The organism is Deltaproteobacteria bacterium (genome assembly GCA_016208165.1).
Lineage (GTDB): Bacteria > Desulfobacterota > Desulfarculia > JACQYL01 > JACQYL01 > JACQYL01.
Window position 1 is genome coordinate 33977 of sequence record JACQYL010000036.1, and the last position, 20178, is coordinate 54154.

Here is a 20178-nt window from a genome sequence, read left to right on the forward strand (position 1 = left end):
GTAGAATCCAATACCCTCGGCGTTTCTTGATCAAACGCCATCCAGGGTCCGGAGAATTCCGTCTGAAAGACTGGGACTCCGGGCTTTGGTACATAACCCCTGTTTTTCCGGATGCCGCGGAAGCTACGTTTGCAAAGCAAAAGAAAGGGGACACAAGGTGGGTATCGCGTTGCGTCTGATCCTATTGCTTACGTTTTTTGCGATCGTCGGCTGCGCTGCAGGACCCGAGGGTCCGTACAACGGAGACAACCCGGCCGGTTTTTTCCCCGGACTCTGGCATGGGTTCATCGCGTGGATCACCTTAATCCTTTCTTTTTTCACCTCGATAAAAATGTATTCGATCAACAACACCGGCGCCATGTATGATCTTGGTTTTCTCATCGGAATCGCCTGTTGGCTCGGCGGGGGCACAGGCTCTTGGTGCAGGAAGAGAAAGAGCCGGCGTGAGCAGGAATGGGACCAAGTGGCCGAGAAAGTTGAAGCTAAGGTCAAACGGGAGATGCGGAAGTGGGCCGAGGCCCAGGAAAGCGACGACTGGCCGGAGGTGGAGAAAAAGCTGGAGGACAAAGTCAGAAACAAACTCAAGGAATGGGCGGATTCCTGAGGTTGGGTGACTCGCGTCTCCCTTCGAAAACGGAGCCATGCATAGATCCGCTATGAGAACCGCCTAGCCGTTCGGCTCCGTTTTCCAATCCAAATAGGAACGCCTCCTCGCAGCGATACGGTTTTCGGAAGGAACTCCTCCATGATCGACTATGCCAAGAAATCCAGCGTGGCACTGTGGAAAACCCGGGGCAATCCCTTTGCCCGGTATCACACCAAGGATTGGGGAATGGCCTGGATCCTCGAGCATGTTCCCATCGAGGAGGGCATGACCGTCCTCGATGTGGGGCACGGCAGGAATGAACACGTGGCCGATTTTTTCCTGTCCAAAGGGTGTACGTTTTATGCCATGGACAAGATTACCGCCCCTCAAAGACCAGGTTCATCCTTGCCCGAGTTCGATGATCTCCGAAACTATGCGGACGAGTTGGAGCGGAGGGGAGGCTTCTACATCGATCGGTTCTGTGGGACGGGCCGTTCGGATGAGGACTTGATCGAGCGTTTCGATCTGATTTTCTCGCTGGGAGTACTCGAACACGCCATCGAGTGGGGCTACCCGATGAGCATCTTTCCCATCTTGTTTGAGATGGTCCTCATGCTGAAAACCGGCGGCCTCTTGGCCAATATTTATGAACCCTGCGCGTACAGGGACAATCCTTTCCACATTGCTCATGATATCGCATTCTTGTATGGATACGTAGAGCTGCTCGATCCCGGTCACAAAGTACCCGTATTCGATCGGATGCCCGGCATGTACGAGATAGCCACTAATCCGGACACCATTATTACCGACACCGTGGAAACCTACACGACCCTCAAAGGGGTCAACGGGTACACGGCGCTCGGGTATATGGGACGCAAAATCCGGAACATGCCTCCATTCAAACTCGACCGGCACAAAGATATCAATCCGTCTTCGAGTTATGAGAAATACCGCTGGATAGAAGTTGAGGGCGCCGAGGGAGCGACTCCCCCGCATACATACCGGCGAGTTCTCTGCTTCGGCGCGGCCAGCAGGTTCAAACAGTGGTTTCCGAAATTGACGCGGATGTTTCCCGAGAAAGCCATCGTGGGGGTGCTGGATAACGATTCGGACAAGTGGGGACGCACCATCGAAGGGATTCCCATCCTGAGCCCGGACAGGATTCGCGACATCGATCCCGATCTGGTTGTCGTGACCACCATGTTCCATACTAGCGTGGTGGCCGAATTGGAATACCTCAAATCCGAATACGGCCTTGAATTCGATATCCGGATTGTCTGATCGGCTCACTCGACGCTGGTAGACGAAGCCACGCATTGGCGCCCGTGGTGCGTTCGAACATATGAATTTTACTCTGAAACTTCGCTTCTCTTGAACTTGGCGATCCGGCGCTGCGCATACCCATCTTGGCGCTTACCTTCATATTGGCCTACACGTCTCCGTCTCGACTCAGAAGCCATCAGCTTTAGACTTGACTAGTTTTTTACAATGTTTTATAAAGATCATAAATCTTTGGAAGTGGGCTATTTCATGGAGAATTTTAAGGACTTCTTGACAATCAGACAGGCGGCGGAGTTTTTGGGCGTAACCGCCACTACCCTGAGAAATTGGGATCGCGCAGGAAAATTCAAGCCCATCAGACATCCGGTAAACTTCTATAGACTGTACAAGAAATCAGATTTGGAAATATTGCTCAACTTGCTCCGAAAGAAAGAGGATTAGGCAATACTATGTCAGAGCTATTTCGAGAGGAAAGACGTGACTTCGGTTCTCTTGGTGATATCCTATCACAGAGCCTGTATGATGAAGTCCTTCCTAAACACCTAAAGCCAGTTCCTCAACTCAACGAAGTCTACGAACTTGAACTTGCCTATTATGAAAGCCGGATTCTCACGGACGAAGAAATACAGCGAAACGGGGCTTACTTCGCCAGCGTAAATGGATTACCAACGCGGCATTTTTTGATATGTCGAGGTGAGCCTCTCAAGCTCGCCGACCATTCATCGTCAAGACTCAAATCGTTCTTCAAAAACAATCAGTTTAAGACTGGATATGCCACAAACGGTCTTTTTCCGTACAGGGGAAAATTCCATCCGCAGATGATCAAAGGCTTGATCAACGTCATGGGGCTTAAACCCGGCAATGTGGTGTTGGATCCTATGATGGGATCCGGAACAGTTCTTATAGAGGCTTCACTAATGGGAATCCATTCCATCGGACTCGATTCCAGCCCTTTTTGCTCCTTTATGGCAAAAGCCAAACTCGATGGCTTAAAAGTTCCTATTGGATATTTGAAGGCATCTCTTAGAGATTTTGATACCACTTTTAGGTATTATAACCATAAAGTCGGACAAGAGACAAGTTCAGCGCCAAGGAGACAAGTTAGTTTACTCACAGAACCAAGGATTACAACTAAGCAATATGCAATTCCTCAATGGAGCAAACGTCAGGACGTTCAGGATTACCTGATGCTCGCATTCCTTGATGCAAAAGGATACTCGGAGCGCAGCAACCGCAAATCATTTGAAGAGCAGTTCAAAGCCATATTGGAAAGATACATTTTCGTGGCTGAAAAAATTCAAACCGTGTTGAATGGGTTTCAGGATGAGTTGGGAGAGGCTGAACCCAAAACAGGTGATGCGCGCAAGATGGAAATACCCGACGAATCCGTCGATGGGATTATCTTCTCGCCTCCTTATAGTTTCGCAATCGACTACCTCGCTAACGATGAATATCACCTACATGCCATCGGGGTCGACGTGGATAAACTGAGAGAGTCCATGGTGGGACTTCGCGGAAGGTATCTGAAGCAGAAATATGAAAATTATCTTTCCGACATGAACCAAGTCATTGCTGAATGCTCCAGAGTGCTTAAGTCTGGAAAAATCTGTAGCATAGTCGTGGGTACCAACAACAATCAAATAAGCAAGATTTTGAAAGTCAATCCTGAAGAGGTGACCGGGATTCAGGATCAACTGACCGAAATGGCTCGAAACCATGGGATGGGCTTGTTAAGAAGAATAGAACGTCAAATTACCGGCATGGCCAACACTATGCGATCGGAATTTATTTTAATGCTTCAAAAGAACTGACCCTCTTAAACAACAGCCCTCCCGTTCGTACCTTTCGGAATTCTTGGGGCGTCAGCGCTCGCGTAGTCATGTTCAACAGCGATGATCGCAAGGAATCCATCGTCGATGTTCAATGCCCTCCACATGGGGAAGTAAGGGGCCAACTCCCTGAAATTTCCTACTCGATCTGTGAGATACTGGTAGAATTCTCTCGTAGGCAGGATTAGAATTCCGCCGGTGAGTTGCTTCTTTAGCAGCCCGACCGCCATTTTATTCACGGCGCGGTGGCTTGATGAAATGTTTCCGGTTTCCCATTCTACTGCGAAGAGTCGATCCCCCACTTCTCTTACAGCATCTATTGGGCCGGGAGTGCTGACGGAGGCGATATCGACTCTCTTTTCCAGCTCCCACCCGAAGCCCTCAAGTTGCGCCATGAACTCTCGTTTTATCGGTGTTACTCCACTTCCTTGGCCACGCTTTTTGCCGGATTGCTTGCGTATCGTAAAGCTACCTGATCCTTTTGGCCATTCGATCGCCGACACAGCCTTCTTGATCTGATCATAGATCCTTTTCCAGTCACTCGTTGAGGAAAAATTACCCCTGTCAATAAGCACTTCCATTTTGACAAACTTCACACTGAACTCCTCTGGCTCGATATTGAAAGCGGACAAGCAGTTACAAATTCGAGTTTAGTGAAAAACAAGACCTTTTTCAATTAGCCTTCTGAATCGGAAGACGCGCTATGGTCCCAATGGCCCGTAGGGCATGGCAGGATAATATCCCCGCAATTCAGCTACCCTCATCCGGAGACTTCACAACGGCCTTGCCGTCTTCGCCCCGGAACACCCGTCCGGAGTGGGTAAGGAGGCGATAGTTCTCCTTTCGGTCCTCGAGATTCGGCCAGCAGACGAGCATGCAGTTGGCGCACGTAACGAGCACGGTCTTCTCCCAGAACTGTTTGAAATCCTGCCATGTCTGGAAACCGCGGCTCTCGAGGTCGTACACAATGGCTCGAAGCAGGCGTTTCTTGGGGTCTTCGGCGTATTCCTTGGCCTTGCGTATGAACGCCTCTTCATCTCCCGGTCCCGGCAGATCGATCACCCCGTACGACCAGGTCGACCATTTGGAATCGGGACTGCGGACACCGTTGGCGCCTCCGCACGTGATGACGCACCTCAGGTTGCAGCCTTTCTTGTTGTGAGTCTGTATACGGCCTCCGATGGTGACTTCGGCCGTTTCTTTGACGGAAATGAATTGGCTGGGACACGACGCGGCGCACAGGCGGCAGTTCTTGCAGTAGTCTTCTTCCACCATGGGATCGGGCTCGAACTCCGCGGTCGTGACCACGGACGTAAGGGATATGGCTGCACCATATTCGGGAGCTATGACGTTTCCGCTCCATCCAAGCCATCCGACGCCGGACGCCACGGCAACGTACCGGTGCGAGATGGGAGGCAGCATGGCCATGTAAGGTTCATTCTGCCGGTACTCGATGTTCGGAATGGGAGATACGGCGTCGTAGCCCTTCCGTTTCAGCAGATCGACGATGGCCATCCCCGCCTCGCCAAGGGTGATGTAGGATCGTTTGTGATCCATGACGTGCGCCATCTGGTCTTTCTTGGACAGGTAGGCCCGTATAGGCGCCTTCTCGAGTGCAACGGCCAAAGAAACAGCGGACCGTGCCTCCGGGAGCACATATCCCAGATCCGCGGACGGCGGCGCGTCCGACAGGCGTTCCCTGGTGGTGAATCCGATCTTGTCGACGCGCATCCGTCTTGCCAAAGCGATGATTTCGTCTTTGATACCCATGAATTCTGAATCCTCCGGACTTCTCGTGTTGGAAGTCTAAAACTGGGCCGGTCATCCTGCAGTCTGAAAAAGGACCAAGATCCCATCATTTCCAATCCATCCACTGGTCCGCTTGCGACACGTCGCAACCTACTACATTGACGTCATTGTACAGACTTTATATTATGAAAGAAAGGATAGTTGGCTCTTCTTTTGCGCAATATTCCTCTTAACAAGAAAACCTCATTGCTGCTCGGCCGCGTGCCGGGCTTGTTCATCCCGAGAAAGGAGTCGCTTACTGCCGGCGCTTTGGAAACATTCCTAAATAATGGTTCAAGAGGGACCGCGCGTTCTGACGAGGCCCCAAACCGGAGTTGAAATGCGGGCGAGGAAGGGGCCTGAACGTTCGATTTTCACGGAACCGGGCGGTCTGGTGGGTTGGCCTGTTTTGGATCGAGTATCTTCACCCCCAGTTCCAAAGGAATGCCATGAAAGAAGACGACAAGAGCAAAGAACAGCCTGCCGCTGAGCCGAGAGAACACAGTTCATGTGTTGACAATCCCCAGTCAATAAGCACTCCCCATGTATTCGAACCAGCCCCGGAACAGAGTATCGACCCCGTCCATGAACTGGTCCGCCAAGCGCCCTATGGAATGTTCCTTATAGATCCGTCGGGCAAGATTGTGGCCGCCAATCATGAAGGGGCGTCAAGGCTGGGAAAAACGGTGCATGAACTGATAGGAACCGCGCTTAGGGATTATTTCCCTCCAGAGCTCGCGGAAGCCAGGAAACAGAAGGGATACGAGTCTCTCAGAACCGGGAGAACCATCCAGTTTGAAGACGAGGTACATGGACGCCGATACCATAACACCATTGCTCCCATCGCAGTTGGGGAAATATCCTATCTGGCGATATATAGTACTGACATTACGGAAAGGTTTAAGACTGACCAGGCGCTTGTCGGAAGCGAAACCAGGTTCAGAGAACTGTTCGACAATATGAGTAACGGAGTGGCGATTTATGAGGCAGTGAACGATGGAGAAGATTTTATTTTTAAGGATTTGAACCGCGCAGGCCTCGCTCAGGGAAAGAAAAAGAAGGAAAATATAATAGGACGTAGTGTCAGGGAGGTGTTCCCCGGCGTTGAAGATCTGGGGTTGTTCGAGGTGTTCCAGCGGGTTTGGAAATCGGGACGTCCCGAGCACCATCCCACCTCGCTCTACAGGGATGATGAGGTGATGCTCTGGGTCGAAAACTACGTCTGTAAATTGCCCTGCGGCGAGATTGTGGCGATATATGAAGACACGACAGCCCGATACCAGGCGGAAACAGCGCTGAAAGAAAGTGAGGTGCGGTGCCGATCCATAGTGGAATCCCTCAATGAAGGCGTCATTCTGCAGCTCAGCACCGGGGAGATACGGACTTGGAATAGAAGCGCCGAGCAAATTTTCGGCATACCCGCCGGCGAAGCCATCGGCCGGACCTCGGTTAACTATGATTGGCATCTGATTTACGAAGACGGGAGGGACTGTCCAGGCGAAAAGCATCCATCCATGATCGCTCTTCGAACCGGCGAGGCTCTGCAAAACCAGATTCGGGGAATCCGGCACAGCGATACGACAGGCCCAAAAAATGGAAGCCGTGGGCACGCTGGCTGGAGGCATCGCCCACGATTTCAACAACATTCTGACGACCATCACCGGCTACACCGAACTGGCGCTGGAGGAAAACCGGGCCGGCAGGGCAAGCCCGGAGGAACTGGAACAGGTGATGAAAGCGGCTGAGAGGGCCAGAGACCTCGTACGGCGCATTCTGGCCTTCAGCCGCAAGGCGGAAGCCGATTTCAAGCCCCTCGATATCAATCGGACGGTCAACCAGGTCGCTGCAATGCTGAAACGAACCATTCCTCGAATGATCCGGATCGATGTGCACCTCGAAAACCAACCTGCCCTGATACACGGTGATGCAGGCCAGATCGAGCAGGTGCTGTTGAACCTGGCTTCCAACGCCAAGGATGCCATGCCGGAAGGAGGTCGGCTGGTATTTGAAGTCGAACGGGTAACCATGGACGAGACCGATTGTCGGCTGCATCCGGGAGCTCCTTCGGGGGAGTACGTTCAACTCATGGTCAGTGACACCGGCCATGGTATGGACAAGGAAACATTGGAACATATGTACGATCCCTTTTACACCACCAAAGAAGTAGGCAAGGGCACCGGCATGGGCCTGGCCATGGTGTACGGCATCGTAAAAAATCATGGAGGATACATAGGCTGCTATAGCGAGCCGAATCAGGGGACGTCTTTCAAGATCTATCTTCCCAAATTGAAAAAACAAAACTACCCGGCCCCCGACGAGGATCAGCCCGTGCAAGAGTCGGCCAAGGGTGAAGAAACGATCCTTATTGTGGACGATGAACCTGCCCTGCGGGACATCGCAGCCAGGATATTGATCAGAAACGGCTACCAGGTATTTCAGGCCGAGAGCGGGGAAGCGGCCCTGGAACTCTATCAGGAATCGCCCCGCAGGTTCGATCTGGTGGTTCTGGATATCGGAATGCCCGGCATGGGAGGACTCCGGTGTCTGGAGCGACTCAGGCAAATCGATCCCAATTCCAGGGTGATCATAGCCAGCGGATACTCGAAGAACGGGCCTGTAAGCAAGTCCGCAGGGTCGAGGGCCGCCGGATACGTGAGTAAACCCTTCACCAAAGCCGAACTTTTGAGGGCCGTCAGGCAGGTATTGGATGTCGAATAGTCAGTAGAGGGGCAGGGGTGCATTCAATCAGGTCGTTCCCGAAACCGGTGGTGTAGGGCAGGCTGGAATTTTTCTCCTAATCCAACTCGGATAGGGCCCTTTTTGTACGCTCGAGGCTTTAGCCACGGCAAGAAATGGCTGAGTCACAACCCATCAATCCGCCGTCCTGACCCGGTTTCCTCCCGCCTCTTTTGCCGCGTACAAAGCATTATCGGAGCGGTCGAGCAAGGCGTCAAGGTCGTCTCCTTCCAGTGACATCTGGGTCACTCCCAAGCTGATGGTGAAACGAACCTCGGACATTCCACTCCGAACCGAGGTTTCGGCTATGGCTTGCCTGATACGCTCAGCCACGAGAGCGGCCTCCTGTATCTCGCTCTGCACCAATGCGATGGCGAACTCGTCGCCTCCCAGGCGGCCCAATATGTCGCTTTCTCTCAGTTGACGCCGGCAGACCAGGCTCAATTCCTTAAGCACCCGGTCTCCGGCCGAGTGCCCATAATGATCGTTGACCTTTTTGAACCGGTCAATGTCCAGCATAACCAACGAAAGCGGATGCTGATAACGTTTGGAGCGGTTGATTTCCTTTTGTGTAAGCTCCAGGAAGTTGCGGCGGTTGTCAAGGTTGGTCAGGGAATCGGTCGTGGCAAGGCGCCTGAGTTCTTCTTCCATTCGCTTGTAGGGAGACACGTCCCGGATAATCCCCTCGTAACCGACGACGGTTCCATCACACGATCGTCTGGCTTTTACGGTCAACAGACAGTCCATGACGGACCGATCTTTACCGTAAAGCTGTACTCCGAAATCCCGGACAAAACCGTGTTCACCCACAGCGGCGACAAACTTGCGGGCGGCGGAAGTATCCACGTAGAACTTCTTGAAGTCCCAGTCACCGATCTCTGTCTCGGCAAGTCCGAACATCTCCTTGGCCGCCGCATTGGCCATCAGAATCCTGCCATCCGCGTCCGTGGAGACAATCGCGTCCTTCGATTCTTCAAACAGAGACCGGTAACTCTCTTGCGAAGCCTGGAGGGCCTTCTCACTTCGCCGGCGTTCCTCCACTTCCGCTTGGATCTTCGCCCTCGAGTGGACCAGGCGATTCTGAATGCCGCCAATGTATATGTAGAAGAACAGGAGCAAGCCGCCCCCGATGGCAACGGTCAGCACCCCTAGGGACACGATCAATATCACCAGGTCCTTCTGCTGAGAAGACACATCCACCAGGCTGAATATCTCGCCTACCCTGCGGCCTCCCGCGTCGAATAGAGGAAAGAACCGCCCTTTGAAGCTCCGGTTTCCCAACCGACTGGAGAAGATGGATTCGTCACCGCCTATAGACCGGCGCCGCAGCTCTTCCAAGGCCGGGGAGTTTTCCATGGTCCGGTCAATAATGACGAAATCATTGAACCGCTCCCAGTCCCCGCCTCGATCGAGGATCTTCAGCCCTTCCTCCCAATCCCCTCTGTCCAGGAATTTTTTATCTATCAGAACGGAGAGCTCCACATGAAGCGCCCGATTGATCAGTCGGGTAATGTGCTCGATCCCCATACCCAACTCGAGATAGCCGACCAGATTCCCGTTCATTTTCCAGGGACGCACTACCCGCAGTGTGAAGGTTCCATAGGGGCCAAGCTCGATGCCGGATGAAGGGTTCCCGCTTGCGGCGGTTTCCTCCATGGTAAATCGCTCTATCGGATCGCCGTAGCGGCTTGGGGAGTGCACCCGAAGGAAACAGACTTTATCGGGCTCGCTGAAATAGAAATGAGTAATCCGGTACTTTGAACGCATCTCTTCAAAAAGCGGCATTACGCCCTGAAGCAGCTTTTGGCGGTCCTTTGCCAGAAAGGCGTCCAAAAGGGCCTGGTCCATTTCAATGAAATCCAGCTGTCCGTTCATAACTTGCGCCTCTTCGGAAAGCAGTCCCCGAAATAGACGCTGCACTCCGGCAATTCGCTTATGAACAGATTCATCGATGGCTTTTTTTTGAAGACGGTAACCGCCGGCCACAGACAGGAATAGTAACAGAATACCCCCGGTTACGATCGGCACCAGGATGCGGAATCGGATATCCTCACTTCTGTCGTTCATTACGAACCGCCGCTCTTTGGGTGAGAACGTCTCTGATTCAGGTGAAGAAACCGTAGAACTCATAGATAAGGTGTTCCGAAGACGGTTACGAACAGGTATTCCAAGGTGACTCGCACATGGATATGGGAGTCCTCCGCGGCATAACTCTTCGTTGGAGTCCTCATATCATTTGCCGCCTCCTGCTACATGGAAATTGAGCGATGAGACGCCACGGATCCCGAGGAGCGCTTGGCCGACAGTTGCTCGTGCGCCCAGCGCAACAGGTTCTCCGTGGTCTCCCACGATACGCATTCATCGGTGATGGACACGCCGTATTTCAATGCGTCGGGACCGCAGCCATATTTCTGGCTGCCTTCATGCAGGTTGCTTTCCAGCATCAGTCCGATCACGGCATCGTTCCCCGCTGTAACTTGCTGAATCACGTTTCGCCAAACGATGGGCTGGCCCTGAAACTTCTTTTTCGAGTTGGCGTGGGAGCAGTCCACCAGAATGGCTTCGGGAAGGTTGTGACCGGCCAGTTGTAGCCGCGCCTCCTCGATGCTGAGGGGGTCATAGTTGGGACGTTTGCCGCCGCGCAGCACCACATGTCCGTAAGGGTTTCCCGTGGTCTGAACAATGCACGTGTGTCCGTCGTGATCGATGCCGATAAAACTCTGAGGGGCGCGTGAGGCCAGCATGGCGTTGACCGCGACGTCCAGGTTGCCGTCGGTGCCGTTCTTGAACCCCACCGGCATGGAGAGTCCACTGGCCATCTGGCGATGGGTCTGGGATTCGGAAGTGCGCGCACCGACCGCCGCCCAGCTGATCAGATCGGCCAGGTACTGAGGCGTTATGGGGTCCAGAAATTCGGTGGCGGCCGCCAACCCCATTTCGGTAATTCCCGTTAGAATTCGGCGCGCCTTGCGCAGGCCGTCTAGAATGTTACAGGTGCCGTCCATATGCGGATCATTGATCAGGCCCTTCCAGCCCACGGTGGTGCGTGGTTTTTCAAAATAGACGCGCATAACCACAAACATGGTCTCGGAGACTTCTATCCGTAACTCATTGAGCTTACGAGCATAATCTATAGCCGATGCATCATCGTGGATGGAACAGGGTCCCACGATCGCCAGCAGCCGAGGCTCCTCTCCGGCGATCATGTTTTGTATGACCTGTCGTCCTTCCATCACGGTTGTATAAGATTTGTCGCTTAACGGGAGCTCCGCTGTCAGCTTTCTGGGTTCCACCAATCGTACATAATCCTTGACATTCCTGTCGTGTGCTCTTTCCATGCGCTACATCCTCGCAATGGCATGATTAGAAGGTTTTTAGAACGACATCACCTGCTCTCGAGTCTATCCGGTGTCCGTTTCGGAATAGAGGCAATACCTTATCCATAGGGCTACATAGTTCCCTTCGGGGGCGCTTCGTTCCGCCCGGGTAACACAAAAACGAGCCCCGATTCCTGTTGGACGCTTCAGGTTCGCCTAGCAGGCTGCCGTCCATAGATTTGAGAGCCCGCAGGCCTGCACCTGCAGAGATCCTGACCTGTTCATCTCGACTCCGGCGTACCCTATTTGACGAACCCGAAAATTCTTGGAGAAAGAATTCGGAAATCCCTTTTTTAAACAAATGCCGCCGATTGTCAAGGATTGGCGATTTTCTCCAAGATGCTATCGGCTCCACCATCCTGCGAATGCACACACGGAACGTTCACTTTATGTATGTATCCCATACGTCACGTAGTTTATCAATCTAGTGTAATTCCGGGTCATTTGGACGTGCTTTGGAAGCGGGTCAAATGCCGTCGGATAAAGCCGAAAGGATGGTGAAAGAGGGGCGGACGATGATCGACAAAGGGAAAATGATGAAATCTGAAGGACGGATGATGATGGACAAAGGCGAAGCCATGGTGAAGGAAGGGCAAATCATGATGGGAAAAGACAACGTGATGGTGCAGCCGCTTCAACAAATAGCGCAAGAGCGAGACCCGGGACTACTTTTTTTGGAGATGGTCTCGCACCCTGCTTGTCATACAGGTCAACCTTCGCGGATGGTCGGGGCCTCATTTTGACCTCGGGAATAAGCACGAAAGAGCAATCCCCTTTCCCACAAACCGTGCATCCCCCTTCGACCCGGCCGGCGGACTACATGCGTATCTGTTCGCCCAAACGGCGGGCCATTTCCCGGCCTAATGCCTTGGCCTGGTCCCAGGTTTCCGTTTGGTCTTCCACCTTGCTGAATTTATCCGGCGTCACCTTGGTATCCTGTCCGAAAATCCAGGGCAGCGCACTCATGGTGCATGTCTCGCCAAAGCCGCAAACCATGCACTCCGGGTTGCCGGTGACTTTCAATTGACCGAGCACATCCATGCCTTCCAGTTTCAAAGCGTGAGCGATCTGGCTGCTCGCTTCGTCGAGGCCGGGCGCTCCGCGTCCGATGCCCGTTGTGACCACCACGGCGACTTTGCCCCGATTGAGACCGTTCCGGTGTCGAAGTGAAAACAGCCTTTCGAGAAACGCTTTCGTAAACGCGTCAGCCGCGCCATAGGGAGTGTACCCTCCCACTACCAACGCTCCGGCCCTTAGGACCTTTTCCGCAAGTTCGGGATAATCATCCTTCACTTTGCAGACGTTATCCTCCTTACAGCCGAGGCAGGCGATGCAGGGACGCACATTGATTTTGCTGAGTTTGACAAATTCCGTGGATAATCCACTTGCTTCCAAGACGGCTTGAACCAGTCGGTCCGTGTTGCTGTTCTTGATCGGACTCCCTGAAATGCCAATGATCTGAGGTTGCATAGGCTTAGCTCCTTTTAGGGATAAAATTTGTTATAGAATAAACGCCGGCAGGAAAGCTGTCTGTAGCAACAGTTACATCACGGCATTTTTCAGGAACGACTGAAGAGACGGATGTCGTGGAAAAATCGGATTGAACCAGTGTAGAGCGATGGCGGTCGTCTTCAGGATTATCCGTACCTCGATCCCCTTCCGGAAAGGGCCGTGGTGCGGCTTGGATTTGTAGAAGACGGCGGGACGAACTCCGTTTGCCTCAGGTGCGCAATAGCCGTCAGGCCAGGTTCAATGCCGGCAGGATCAGATTCTTGCCTTCATGAATGATCTTTCCTGAACGTTTCAGCGCTTTCATGGCTCGGGTGATGCTGACCCGGTGGGCGCCGGTGAGAAAACCCAGATCTTCGTGCGTCAAAGGGAATTGGATCGCCAATCCGCGGGAACTCGATGCGCCGTGTTCCCTGGCTACCGTGGCGAGCACGCGGTAAAGCCGGTCTTCGATGTTGGTAACGGCCAGGCTTCCGACACGACTGGTGAGCCAGGCAATCCGCTCGCTGAGGTTTTTTATGATCTGAAGGCCCACGTTGGGATGCTTCAAAACAAGTCGCTCGAATTGGCCCTTCGAAAAGCCGCAGGTCAACGTGTCTTCGAGGCAATAGGCGCTTACCGGATATTCAACTTCCTCGGAGAACATGTTCTCGCCGACAAAATCGCCGGCTTTGCGAATATCCAGCGTGATTTCGGCGCCGTCCTCAAGGACCTTATTGAGCTTGATCCGCCCCCCTTTGATGAGAAACATCTCGTCCGCAGGATCACCCTGCATGAACAACGCCTGCCCTTTCGACATTTTTTTTCGAAGCGCATCCCGGCTCAGCGCCTCGATCTCTTCCGCATCGAGATTCTGGAAGATCCAGAGTTGACCGATACAGATCGGAGACAGAGCGATGTCCTTACCGGCGATTTCTTGACAAAGACAAGCCTTTGGATGGTTCCTTACCGGAATTCGAGAATGGGTTCCCATGATTCGACTATAGAACAACTCGCCTTGGAATTCAGTAGCAATCGCTACATCTTTATAAAATGGGGTTCAGATCCAAAGGCAGAAAATCGGTGTTCCCTGAACAGGCGTTCCGAAGGGTCCCCTCCGCTTCTTGCATCTTTGTTCGATCTGTGCTTACATGCCCGAATTCCGCTGTTGCATGGAGGTGCGTGGATGAACTCGAGCAGAGATGAAGCAGACAGGATGGCAGGCCCCTTGGAAGGTATCCGCATTGTCGAGTACGGCGTGTTCCACGCCGGACCCGGCGCCACGGCCATACTGGGGGACCTGGGAGCGGACGTGATCAAGATCGAAACCGAAAAGGGAGATCCGGAGCGGTATTGGACCACTGTTGGAGGCATGGATATGTCGATGCCCGACGGGCAGAGCGTCATGCATCAGGTGTCCAACCGCAACAAGAAAGGGATCTGTCTGGACATCACGCATCCGAAGGGACGCGGGATTCTCCATCGCCTCGTGGAGCAGGCCGATGTGTTCCTGACCAATCTGCGTAAGAGCACCAAAACCAAGCTGGGCGTGGATTACGCCACGCTGTCCAAAGTCAACCCGCGGATCATTCACGCCAACGTGAGCGGCTACGGACCGGAAGGCGCCATGAGCGATCTGGGGGCCTTCGATCCTCTGGGCATGGCCCGATCCGGAATGATGTTCATAACGGGATCGGAACAGCCGGCCCTTCTCCACCTGGGAGTCCTTGATCAGGCCACGGCCATAGCCGCGAGCCACGCCATCCTCACCGCATTGTTCGTTCGGGAACGTCGCGGAATCGGCCAGGAAGTCCACGTATCTTTATTCGGCGCCGGTTTGTGGCTTACCTATCCGAACCTGATGCTGAACAACCTGCTCTCCCTGGACCCGACGCTGCCGTCCGACCGATTGAAGCATTCGCCTCTGCGCAACTGCTTCTGCTGTAGCGACGGCAAATGGATCCTCGGAACGCATCATCCGGAAGAACGTTACTGGCCCATTTTCTGCGAGGTTACGGGACAATCGGCCCTGCTCGAGGATCCCCGTTTTGTGGACGACGCATCGAGGGCGGCCAACAACGAGGAACTTGTCGCCCACTTCGACCGAGTATTCGCCACCAAGACCAGGGACGAATGGATGGAGATTTTTCTCGCAAGGCAGCTCATGTTCTGCTCGGTCCAGCGTGTGGAGGAACTAAAAGGCGATCCACAGGCCCTGGAAAACGGGTACATGGTTCCTTTCGATCACCCCGCCTTGGGTCCTGTGCAGATACCGGGGTACCCGGTTCATTTCAGCGCCTGCCGGGCGGGCACCCGAACGGCCGCGCCCACCCTCGGCCAGCATACGGATTCGGTCCTCGGGGATCTGGGATATACGCAAGAGGATATCCGCGCCTTGAGAGGAGAAAGCGTTGTAAGTTGAGGGAAAGCGTTTTTCGGCCCGGACGACGGATTCGTTTCATCGGATCCGGGCCGCCAACGGATTCCCAATGACATCGCCTTGTTAAAGGTGTGATCGGTCCCTGGCGGCGTATGATCGGACAACGGCAATGACAACGTCTCTTCGGGCGTCGGAGGGACGGGGACTATAACGGCGAACACGAAGATGACGGCGCCGAGGATCCGGATGAAAGAGTCCTCAGCCGAAGAAATCGACCGGTTCAACGGGAAAGACGGAAACCCCGCGTATGTCGCGCACCGGGGCAAAGTCTACGACGTGACCGGAAGCAAAGTGTGGAAAGGCGGCGTGCACATGAACCGCCACCATGCCGGAAAGGACTTGACCTCGGATATCCTGGCCGCTCCTCACGACCCAAGTTTTTTGGAACGATATCCCCGGGTGGGAACCCTGAAGGAGAGCGGAATTGCCGAAGGAGAGCCGGCCGACGATTTTTCGCGGCTTTCCGCCGGGGCGTACTTTTTGAAAACCCATTCTCACCCCATGACCGTCCACTTCCCGATTGCTTTTACCTACGCCGCCGTCATGTTCGACGCGCTCTATCTTCTCCTGGGGATAAAAGCCTTCGAGATCACGGCCCTCGATTGCCTCGGGGCCGGCATTTTTTTCACGCCCATAGCCATTGCCACCGGCTTCTATACCTGGTTGACGAAATACCGGGCCAAGCGAATGCGCCCGGTGATGATCAAGCTGCGGCTTTCTTTCGTCCTTCTGGCCACTGAGATCGCAGCCTTCGCATGGAGATTGGAGGATCCGGCCGTCCTCGATCGTTTCGGATGGGCCGGCGTCATGTATCTTTTCTTGCTTGTTCTCATGCTCGTTTCGGTAACGATCATCGGGTGGTTCGGCGCGAGCCTGACGTTCCCCATGGGAAAGCCGGCGACGGGCAGCCGGCGATCCGGACTTCCGCCGAGCGATCGCTGATCCCTTCCCGAGAGATGCAAGGCTTCGCCGAGCGGCCATCCGTTGCCAAGGCATTCACCAGGAAGAAAAGACGGTGGGTGTCAGACTTGACAGGGTGTGAGGGAACTGCTTCCGTACTACGGTCCTCATGAACAGCGGAACGCCGCAAGCGGGCTTCCGAGGTTCACCACCGCGAACCGAAGCCTGAATCTTTGAAGCTTTCGAGCGAATAATAGACCTGGCAAGTATTGTGAACTCGGCAGGCCATTTGGAGCTATACCAGATGTTGTGTCTGAGCCGAGTTCTTCTCGCCAACCCGGGAAAACGCGTGGTTGTAGGGTGGAAATCGCGATTTCGGGATGATAATATGTATTATTAATTTAAGGTCCTGTTTTCGACGGAGGGTAGTATGGAATTATTAAAAAGGATTACCTTCGACCCTGAAATAATGGGTGGAAAACCTTGTATCCGCGGCATGCGGGTAACCGTTGGTATGATCGTTGGTCTTGTAGCTTCAGACCATACCAAGAAAGACATCCTGGAAATGTATCCTTATTTGGAAAACGAAGATATCGATGAAGCGCTTCGGTATGCCGCCTGGAGAGTTGAAGAGATTGAAGTTCCCGTCAAGACGGAAATTGCATGAAGATCGTGATAGACATGAACTTGTCCCCCCAATGGGTTGAAGTTCTGAAACCGGAAGGTCACCAGTGTTTACATTGGTCGGAGATCGGTCCTTCAAATGCATCAGATCGTGAAATCCTCTTTTGGGCGCGATCCAACGGTTTCGTGGTATTTACCCATGATCTTGATTTCGGTGCAATCCTCGCCGCCACCAAGGCTGATTCTCCAAGTGTGTTGCAGTTGCGAGCACAAGATATTTCACCGAAGCGCATCGGTGCAACAGTAATCTCAGCATTTCAGCAGCTTGGAGAAGTTTTAGACCGGGGGGCATTGGTAAGTATCGATACGAAGGGAGCCAGGGCTCGCATCCTGCCCCTTTCACGCGAAGAATAGAATAGCGCGTATTTAGTATGAGTGGCACAGGGACGTTGTTTCCTCGTCGATATGCAAGTGCAAAACGGTTATCCGATACGCATGCCAAGGCAAGGTCCCATTGACCCGCCCGGCGCGCTGCGCCACATCAGTATCCGAGGAATCGAAAGCCGGGCGATTTTCGAGGATGATATTGATCGGACGGACTTTCTTGAACGACTTTCAGGTCATCTGCCGTGCGGTGAAGACGGCGGAGATGGATGAGGAGTTGATCGTAGCTGGCGGAGCCGTTCGGGAACTGATTCGGACCGAAACAAGTCAACAATGAAACAATGTCTCCATATGGCATAATGATAGAGGCCGTAGGCAGTCATTGAATGCTGTAGATGACATTTGCATTCAATGGAGTGCAAGAAGCGTGCGCCACTGATGTCAAGCGGTAAGGGTCAAAAATGATCAAAACCGTTACAGAACTGATCGATTGTATCAAAAGAGATCTAAACACATGGGATAAGCGAACTAAGCCATGGTTTCGAGGTGAATCTGGCGATGACCAACCTTTGTGCCCCAAAATAGCATTCTATAAAGCACATGAAGAAAACTACTTGCTACAATCTTTCCGAAGACAAGCTGGTGGACTTACAAATGTACCTGGGCGTCAACAGCTGGATTTATGGCTTTTTTTGGCCCAACATTATGGAGTTCCAACAAGGTTACTTGACTGGACAGAGGGCGCCCTACTCGCTCTTTACTTTGCAATAAATAGAGGAAATGAAAACCCAAGAATTTATATGTTAAATCCGCATCGCATTAATGAGATTTCTGGTTCACAAAACACTTTTCCTAATTATCCCCTAAGCTTTCATCGCGGCGGTAGTCTATACGTCGCCTTGGCTTGGCAGAACCGTGTGGTTGACCAAGGCATGAAAAAGTTACGAGATGAAATCGGGTTAGATATTGACATTCCTCTTGCCTTCCCTGCAACCTATCAAGACCACCGCATGATTGCACAACGTAGCTGTTTCACTATTCACGGAACGAACCTATCACCAATCCAAGACATTCTGTCAAAAAAGTCCATCGCAGTGTCCGATTGCCTTTTCGAATACAAGATTGATGCAAATGCCAAAAGGGATCTTTTAAGAGACCTTTCAATTTTGGGAGTATCGGCAGCAACCATTTTTCCTGACTTAGACAATTTAGCACGTGATTTGAAATCGAATATCGAAACCTTTACCGAAGGTCATTCAGCCGACGCAAAAAGCCCCGCAGCTGATTAACGGCATTGGATGCTTTATCTTCAGGAGAAATCTCATGACTGAGGACCAAGCCCGAAGGGCATATGCAGATCACCGTGCACTGAAAGGCCGCGAGGTTCGGAGTATCAGCCCAGAGCGCTTGAAGGGTGGTTCTTGGCTTTTTGTCGAGGTCGAGGAAGCGACAGAAAGCGGAAGTTATATAGGTGTCGTCGTTCGAGAAGATGGAGGGGTGTTCAAGTTCCTTGGTGCCCTTGGCAAGGTTTTCCGTCGGTGGAGGAATAAATTGGGTGCGCCAAAATCATCTGAGCGGTTCCTCGGCTCTACCGCATTCGGGTGTTACCAAGCATTCGATCATGGTTTCGCGGTTTGGGAAGGAGCGGAGGACCTTGGCTTTCCGCTTTTTGAATCTCTAAACCCACTTAAGCGTCAGATGTGCATTGTCGCATTCTTCGATCTGCGCGGCTTTACCTCTTGGTCGAAGGATGCCACCCCCGAAGATGTTCAGCTGGCAATCGAAGCCCTTGAAGCTTCTATACATGAGGGCTTCCCTCGTGAATCGTCTGCGCCTTGGAAGAAGTTGTTCCTGAAAGGTACCGGCGATGGTGTAATGACAGTGTCGCAGGCTGATTGGTACGAGGGAACCGTTCCTGATCAGCCGATGATCGAACCCGCACGGGGACACGGAAGAAAATTCTTACACGCTTGTGAACTGGCAGTGTCGGCTGGCCGGGAGCGACTGGAACAGTCTGGTTTTCCGCTTGCAATCGGCTGTGGTATCGCCTCTGGAGAACTGGATCGAGTTTTCCTTTTTGGCCGGCTTGATTTTATCGGACCCGCTGCGAATGAAGCAGCAAAGCTCCAGCAGCACGCATGGAATGAAATCTGTGTGACGCCTGGATTCGGCAAACTCCTAAATCAAGATGGCATGAATCTCAATGCAGAGTGGGTTCTCGCGACCAAGGGGTGGCGCTTGCGCCCCCCTGAAGTAAAACCATCCATTTATTAATTAATTAGAGACGAGCCCTGTATTAGAAAAATATGGGGTTGTACCGGCGGATAAAAGGGGGACGGGGTTGATTTTGTGCGTTTCTATTCTACAGCGGACAATGCATTATCCGAGGCAATCTGTTCGCCCCGGCCGACAGCCCGACTAAACGCCGATCTGCCTAACTCAAGTTTCTTTACAGCCTCGGTTGGTGACCAAATCCCATGGAAAACGGGGGATTGCGATCTCGCCCGGCAGTTTCCCCAGGCGATCGGCAAACCGGCTTCTGTCGGTATCGTCACGAAAGATGTTGCGCCGTTCGATCCCTCGGCGGATGATGTGATGCAACGCTCCCGGCGCGTCAATGCGTGCTTTTCGTGGTATGAGGTTCCCCTATCATGGGAAATGAAACAAAGAAACGCGCAAACTCAACACCGTGCCCCGTTCCACACAGGGCCTCCATCTAAATACTGATGGAATCGTCAAAGTAAT

At 52.9% G+C, this 20178-nt stretch carries 18 protein-coding genes and 2 pseudogenes; 14 read left to right on the top strand and 6 right to left on the bottom strand.

Annotated features, from left to right (window positions below):
- Positions 1 to 157 precede the first annotated feature (157 nt).
- From HY788_08055 to HY788_08070, 4 genes are all read left to right on the top strand, one after another.
- On the top strand, positions 158 to 604 hold the full coding sequence (locus tag HY788_08055) for a hypothetical protein (protein MBI4774118.1): 447 nt from the start codon (positions 158 to 160) through the stop codon (positions 602 to 604).
- Between the two features lie 141 nt (positions 605 to 745).
- Positions 746 to 1867 (top strand): hypothetical protein, encoded by a 1122-nt coding sequence (locus tag HY788_08060; GenBank protein MBI4774119.1) that lies wholly within the window; start codon positions 746 to 748, stop codon positions 1865 to 1867.
- A 249-nt stretch (positions 1868 to 2116) separates the two neighbouring features.
- Complete coding sequence (locus HY788_08065; GenBank protein MBI4774120.1) at positions 2117 to 2308, top strand: MerR family DNA-binding transcriptional regulator; 192 nt, start codon at positions 2117 to 2119, stop codon at positions 2306 to 2308.
- Between the two features lie 8 nt (positions 2309 to 2316).
- Positions 2317 to 3678, top strand: a complete 1362-nt coding sequence (locus tag HY788_08070) for a hypothetical protein (GenBank protein MBI4774121.1) — start codon at positions 2317 to 2319, stop codon at positions 3676 to 3678.
- Positions 3679 to 3683: 5 nt separating this feature from the next.
- On the opposite strand, the gene HY788_08075 is transcribed toward HY788_08070, so the two are convergent.
- Both HY788_08075 and HY788_08080 read right to left on the bottom strand, forming a co-directional pair.
- The gene (locus HY788_08075; GenBank protein MBI4774122.1) at positions 3684 to 4292 is read right to left on the bottom strand and encodes a hypothetical protein; all 609 of its coding nucleotides are present in this window, start codon (positions 4290 to 4292) and stop codon (positions 3684 to 3686) included.
- A 154-nt stretch (positions 4293 to 4446) separates the two neighbouring features.
- Positions 4447 to 5466, bottom strand: a complete 1020-nt coding sequence (locus tag HY788_08080; protein MBI4774123.1) for an epoxyqueuosine reductase — start codon at positions 5464 to 5466, stop codon at positions 4447 to 4449.
- Between the two features lie 467 nt (positions 5467 to 5933).
- Between HY788_08080 and HY788_08085 the strand changes: the two are divergent.
- The 3 genes and pseudogenes from HY788_08085 to HY788_08095 all read left to right on the top strand — a co-directional run bounded on the left by HY788_08085 (position 5934) and on the right by HY788_08095 (position 8202).
- Positions 5934 to 6404: pseudogene (locus HY788_08085) on the top strand (PAS domain-containing protein).
- 39 nt (positions 6405 to 6443) lie between these two features.
- Positions 6444 to 6938 (top strand): annotated as a pseudogene (locus HY788_08090) (PAS domain S-box protein).
- A gap of 148 nt (positions 6939 to 7086) precedes the next feature.
- Positions 7087 to 8202 carry a response regulator gene (locus tag HY788_08095; protein ID MBI4774124.1) on the top strand — a complete coding sequence of 372 codons (1116 nt, stop codon included), beginning with the start codon at positions 7087 to 7089 and terminating at the stop codon, positions 8200 to 8202.
- A 153-nt stretch (positions 8203 to 8355) separates the two neighbouring features.
- Here the strand turns inward: HY788_08095 and HY788_08100 are convergent, their stop codons facing one another.
- Together HY788_08100 and HY788_08105 are read right to left on the bottom strand one after the other, a co-directional pair.
- On the bottom strand, positions 8356 to 10287 hold the full coding sequence (locus HY788_08100; GenBank protein ID MBI4774125.1) for a diguanylate cyclase: 1932 nt from the start codon (positions 10285 to 10287) through the stop codon (positions 8356 to 8358).
- A 182-nt stretch (positions 10288 to 10469) separates the two neighbouring features.
- Complete coding sequence (locus tag HY788_08105) at positions 10470 to 11558, bottom strand: 3-deoxy-7-phosphoheptulonate synthase (GenBank protein MBI4774126.1); 1089 nt, start codon at positions 11556 to 11558, stop codon at positions 10470 to 10472.
- A 509-nt stretch (positions 11559 to 12067) separates the two neighbouring features.
- On the opposite strand from HY788_08105, the gene HY788_08110 reads away from it, so the two are divergent.
- On the top strand, positions 12068 to 12340 hold the full coding sequence (locus tag HY788_08110; protein ID MBI4774127.1) for a hypothetical protein: 273 nt from the start codon (positions 12068 to 12070) through the stop codon (positions 12338 to 12340).
- Between the two features lie 73 nt (positions 12341 to 12413).
- On the opposite strand, the gene HY788_08115 is transcribed toward HY788_08110, so the two are convergent.
- Complete coding sequence (locus tag HY788_08115) at positions 12414 to 13067, bottom strand: flavodoxin family protein (GenBank protein MBI4774128.1); 654 nt, start codon at positions 13065 to 13067, stop codon at positions 12414 to 12416.
- 268 nt (positions 13068 to 13335) lie between these two features.
- Positions 13336 to 14079 (bottom strand): Crp/Fnr family transcriptional regulator, encoded by a 744-nt coding sequence (locus HY788_08120; GenBank protein ID MBI4774129.1) that lies wholly within the window; start codon positions 14077 to 14079, stop codon positions 13336 to 13338.
- Positions 14080 to 14271: 192 nt separating this feature from the next.
- Here HY788_08120 and HY788_08125 point away from each other — a divergent pair, with 192 nt between their 5' ends.
- The 6 genes from HY788_08125 (at position 14272) to HY788_08150 (ending at position 19707) form a co-directional block, all read left to right on the top strand.
- Positions 14272 to 15507: a CoA transferase gene (locus tag HY788_08125; GenBank protein MBI4774130.1), complete on the top strand. Its 1236-nt coding sequence runs from the start codon at positions 14272 to 14274 to the stop codon at positions 15505 to 15507.
- Between the two features lie 204 nt (positions 15508 to 15711).
- Complete coding sequence (locus tag HY788_08130; protein MBI4774131.1) at positions 15712 to 16467, top strand: cytochrome b5; 756 nt, start codon at positions 15712 to 15714, stop codon at positions 16465 to 16467.
- Between the two features lie 388 nt (positions 16468 to 16855).
- The gene (locus tag HY788_08135) at positions 16856 to 17092 is read left to right on the top strand and encodes a DUF433 domain-containing protein (GenBank protein MBI4774132.1); all 237 of its coding nucleotides are present in this window, start codon (positions 16856 to 16858) and stop codon (positions 17090 to 17092) included.
- Positions 17089 to 17463 (top strand): DUF5615 family PIN-like protein, encoded by a 375-nt coding sequence (locus HY788_08140; GenBank protein ID MBI4774133.1) that lies wholly within the window; start codon positions 17089 to 17091, stop codon positions 17461 to 17463. Before HY788_08135 ends, HY788_08140 begins: the two co-directional genes overlap by 4 nt.
- A gap of 431 nt (positions 17464 to 17894) precedes the next feature.
- Positions 17895 to 18722, top strand: a complete 828-nt coding sequence (locus HY788_08145; protein ID MBI4774134.1) for an FRG domain-containing protein — start codon at positions 17895 to 17897, stop codon at positions 18720 to 18722.
- Positions 18723 to 18756: 34 nt separating this feature from the next.
- A complete protein-coding gene (locus tag HY788_08150) occupies positions 18757 to 19707 on the top strand; it encodes a hypothetical protein (GenBank protein ID MBI4774135.1) in 951 nt (316 codons plus the stop codon).
- Positions 19708 to 20178: the final 471 nt, after the last annotated feature.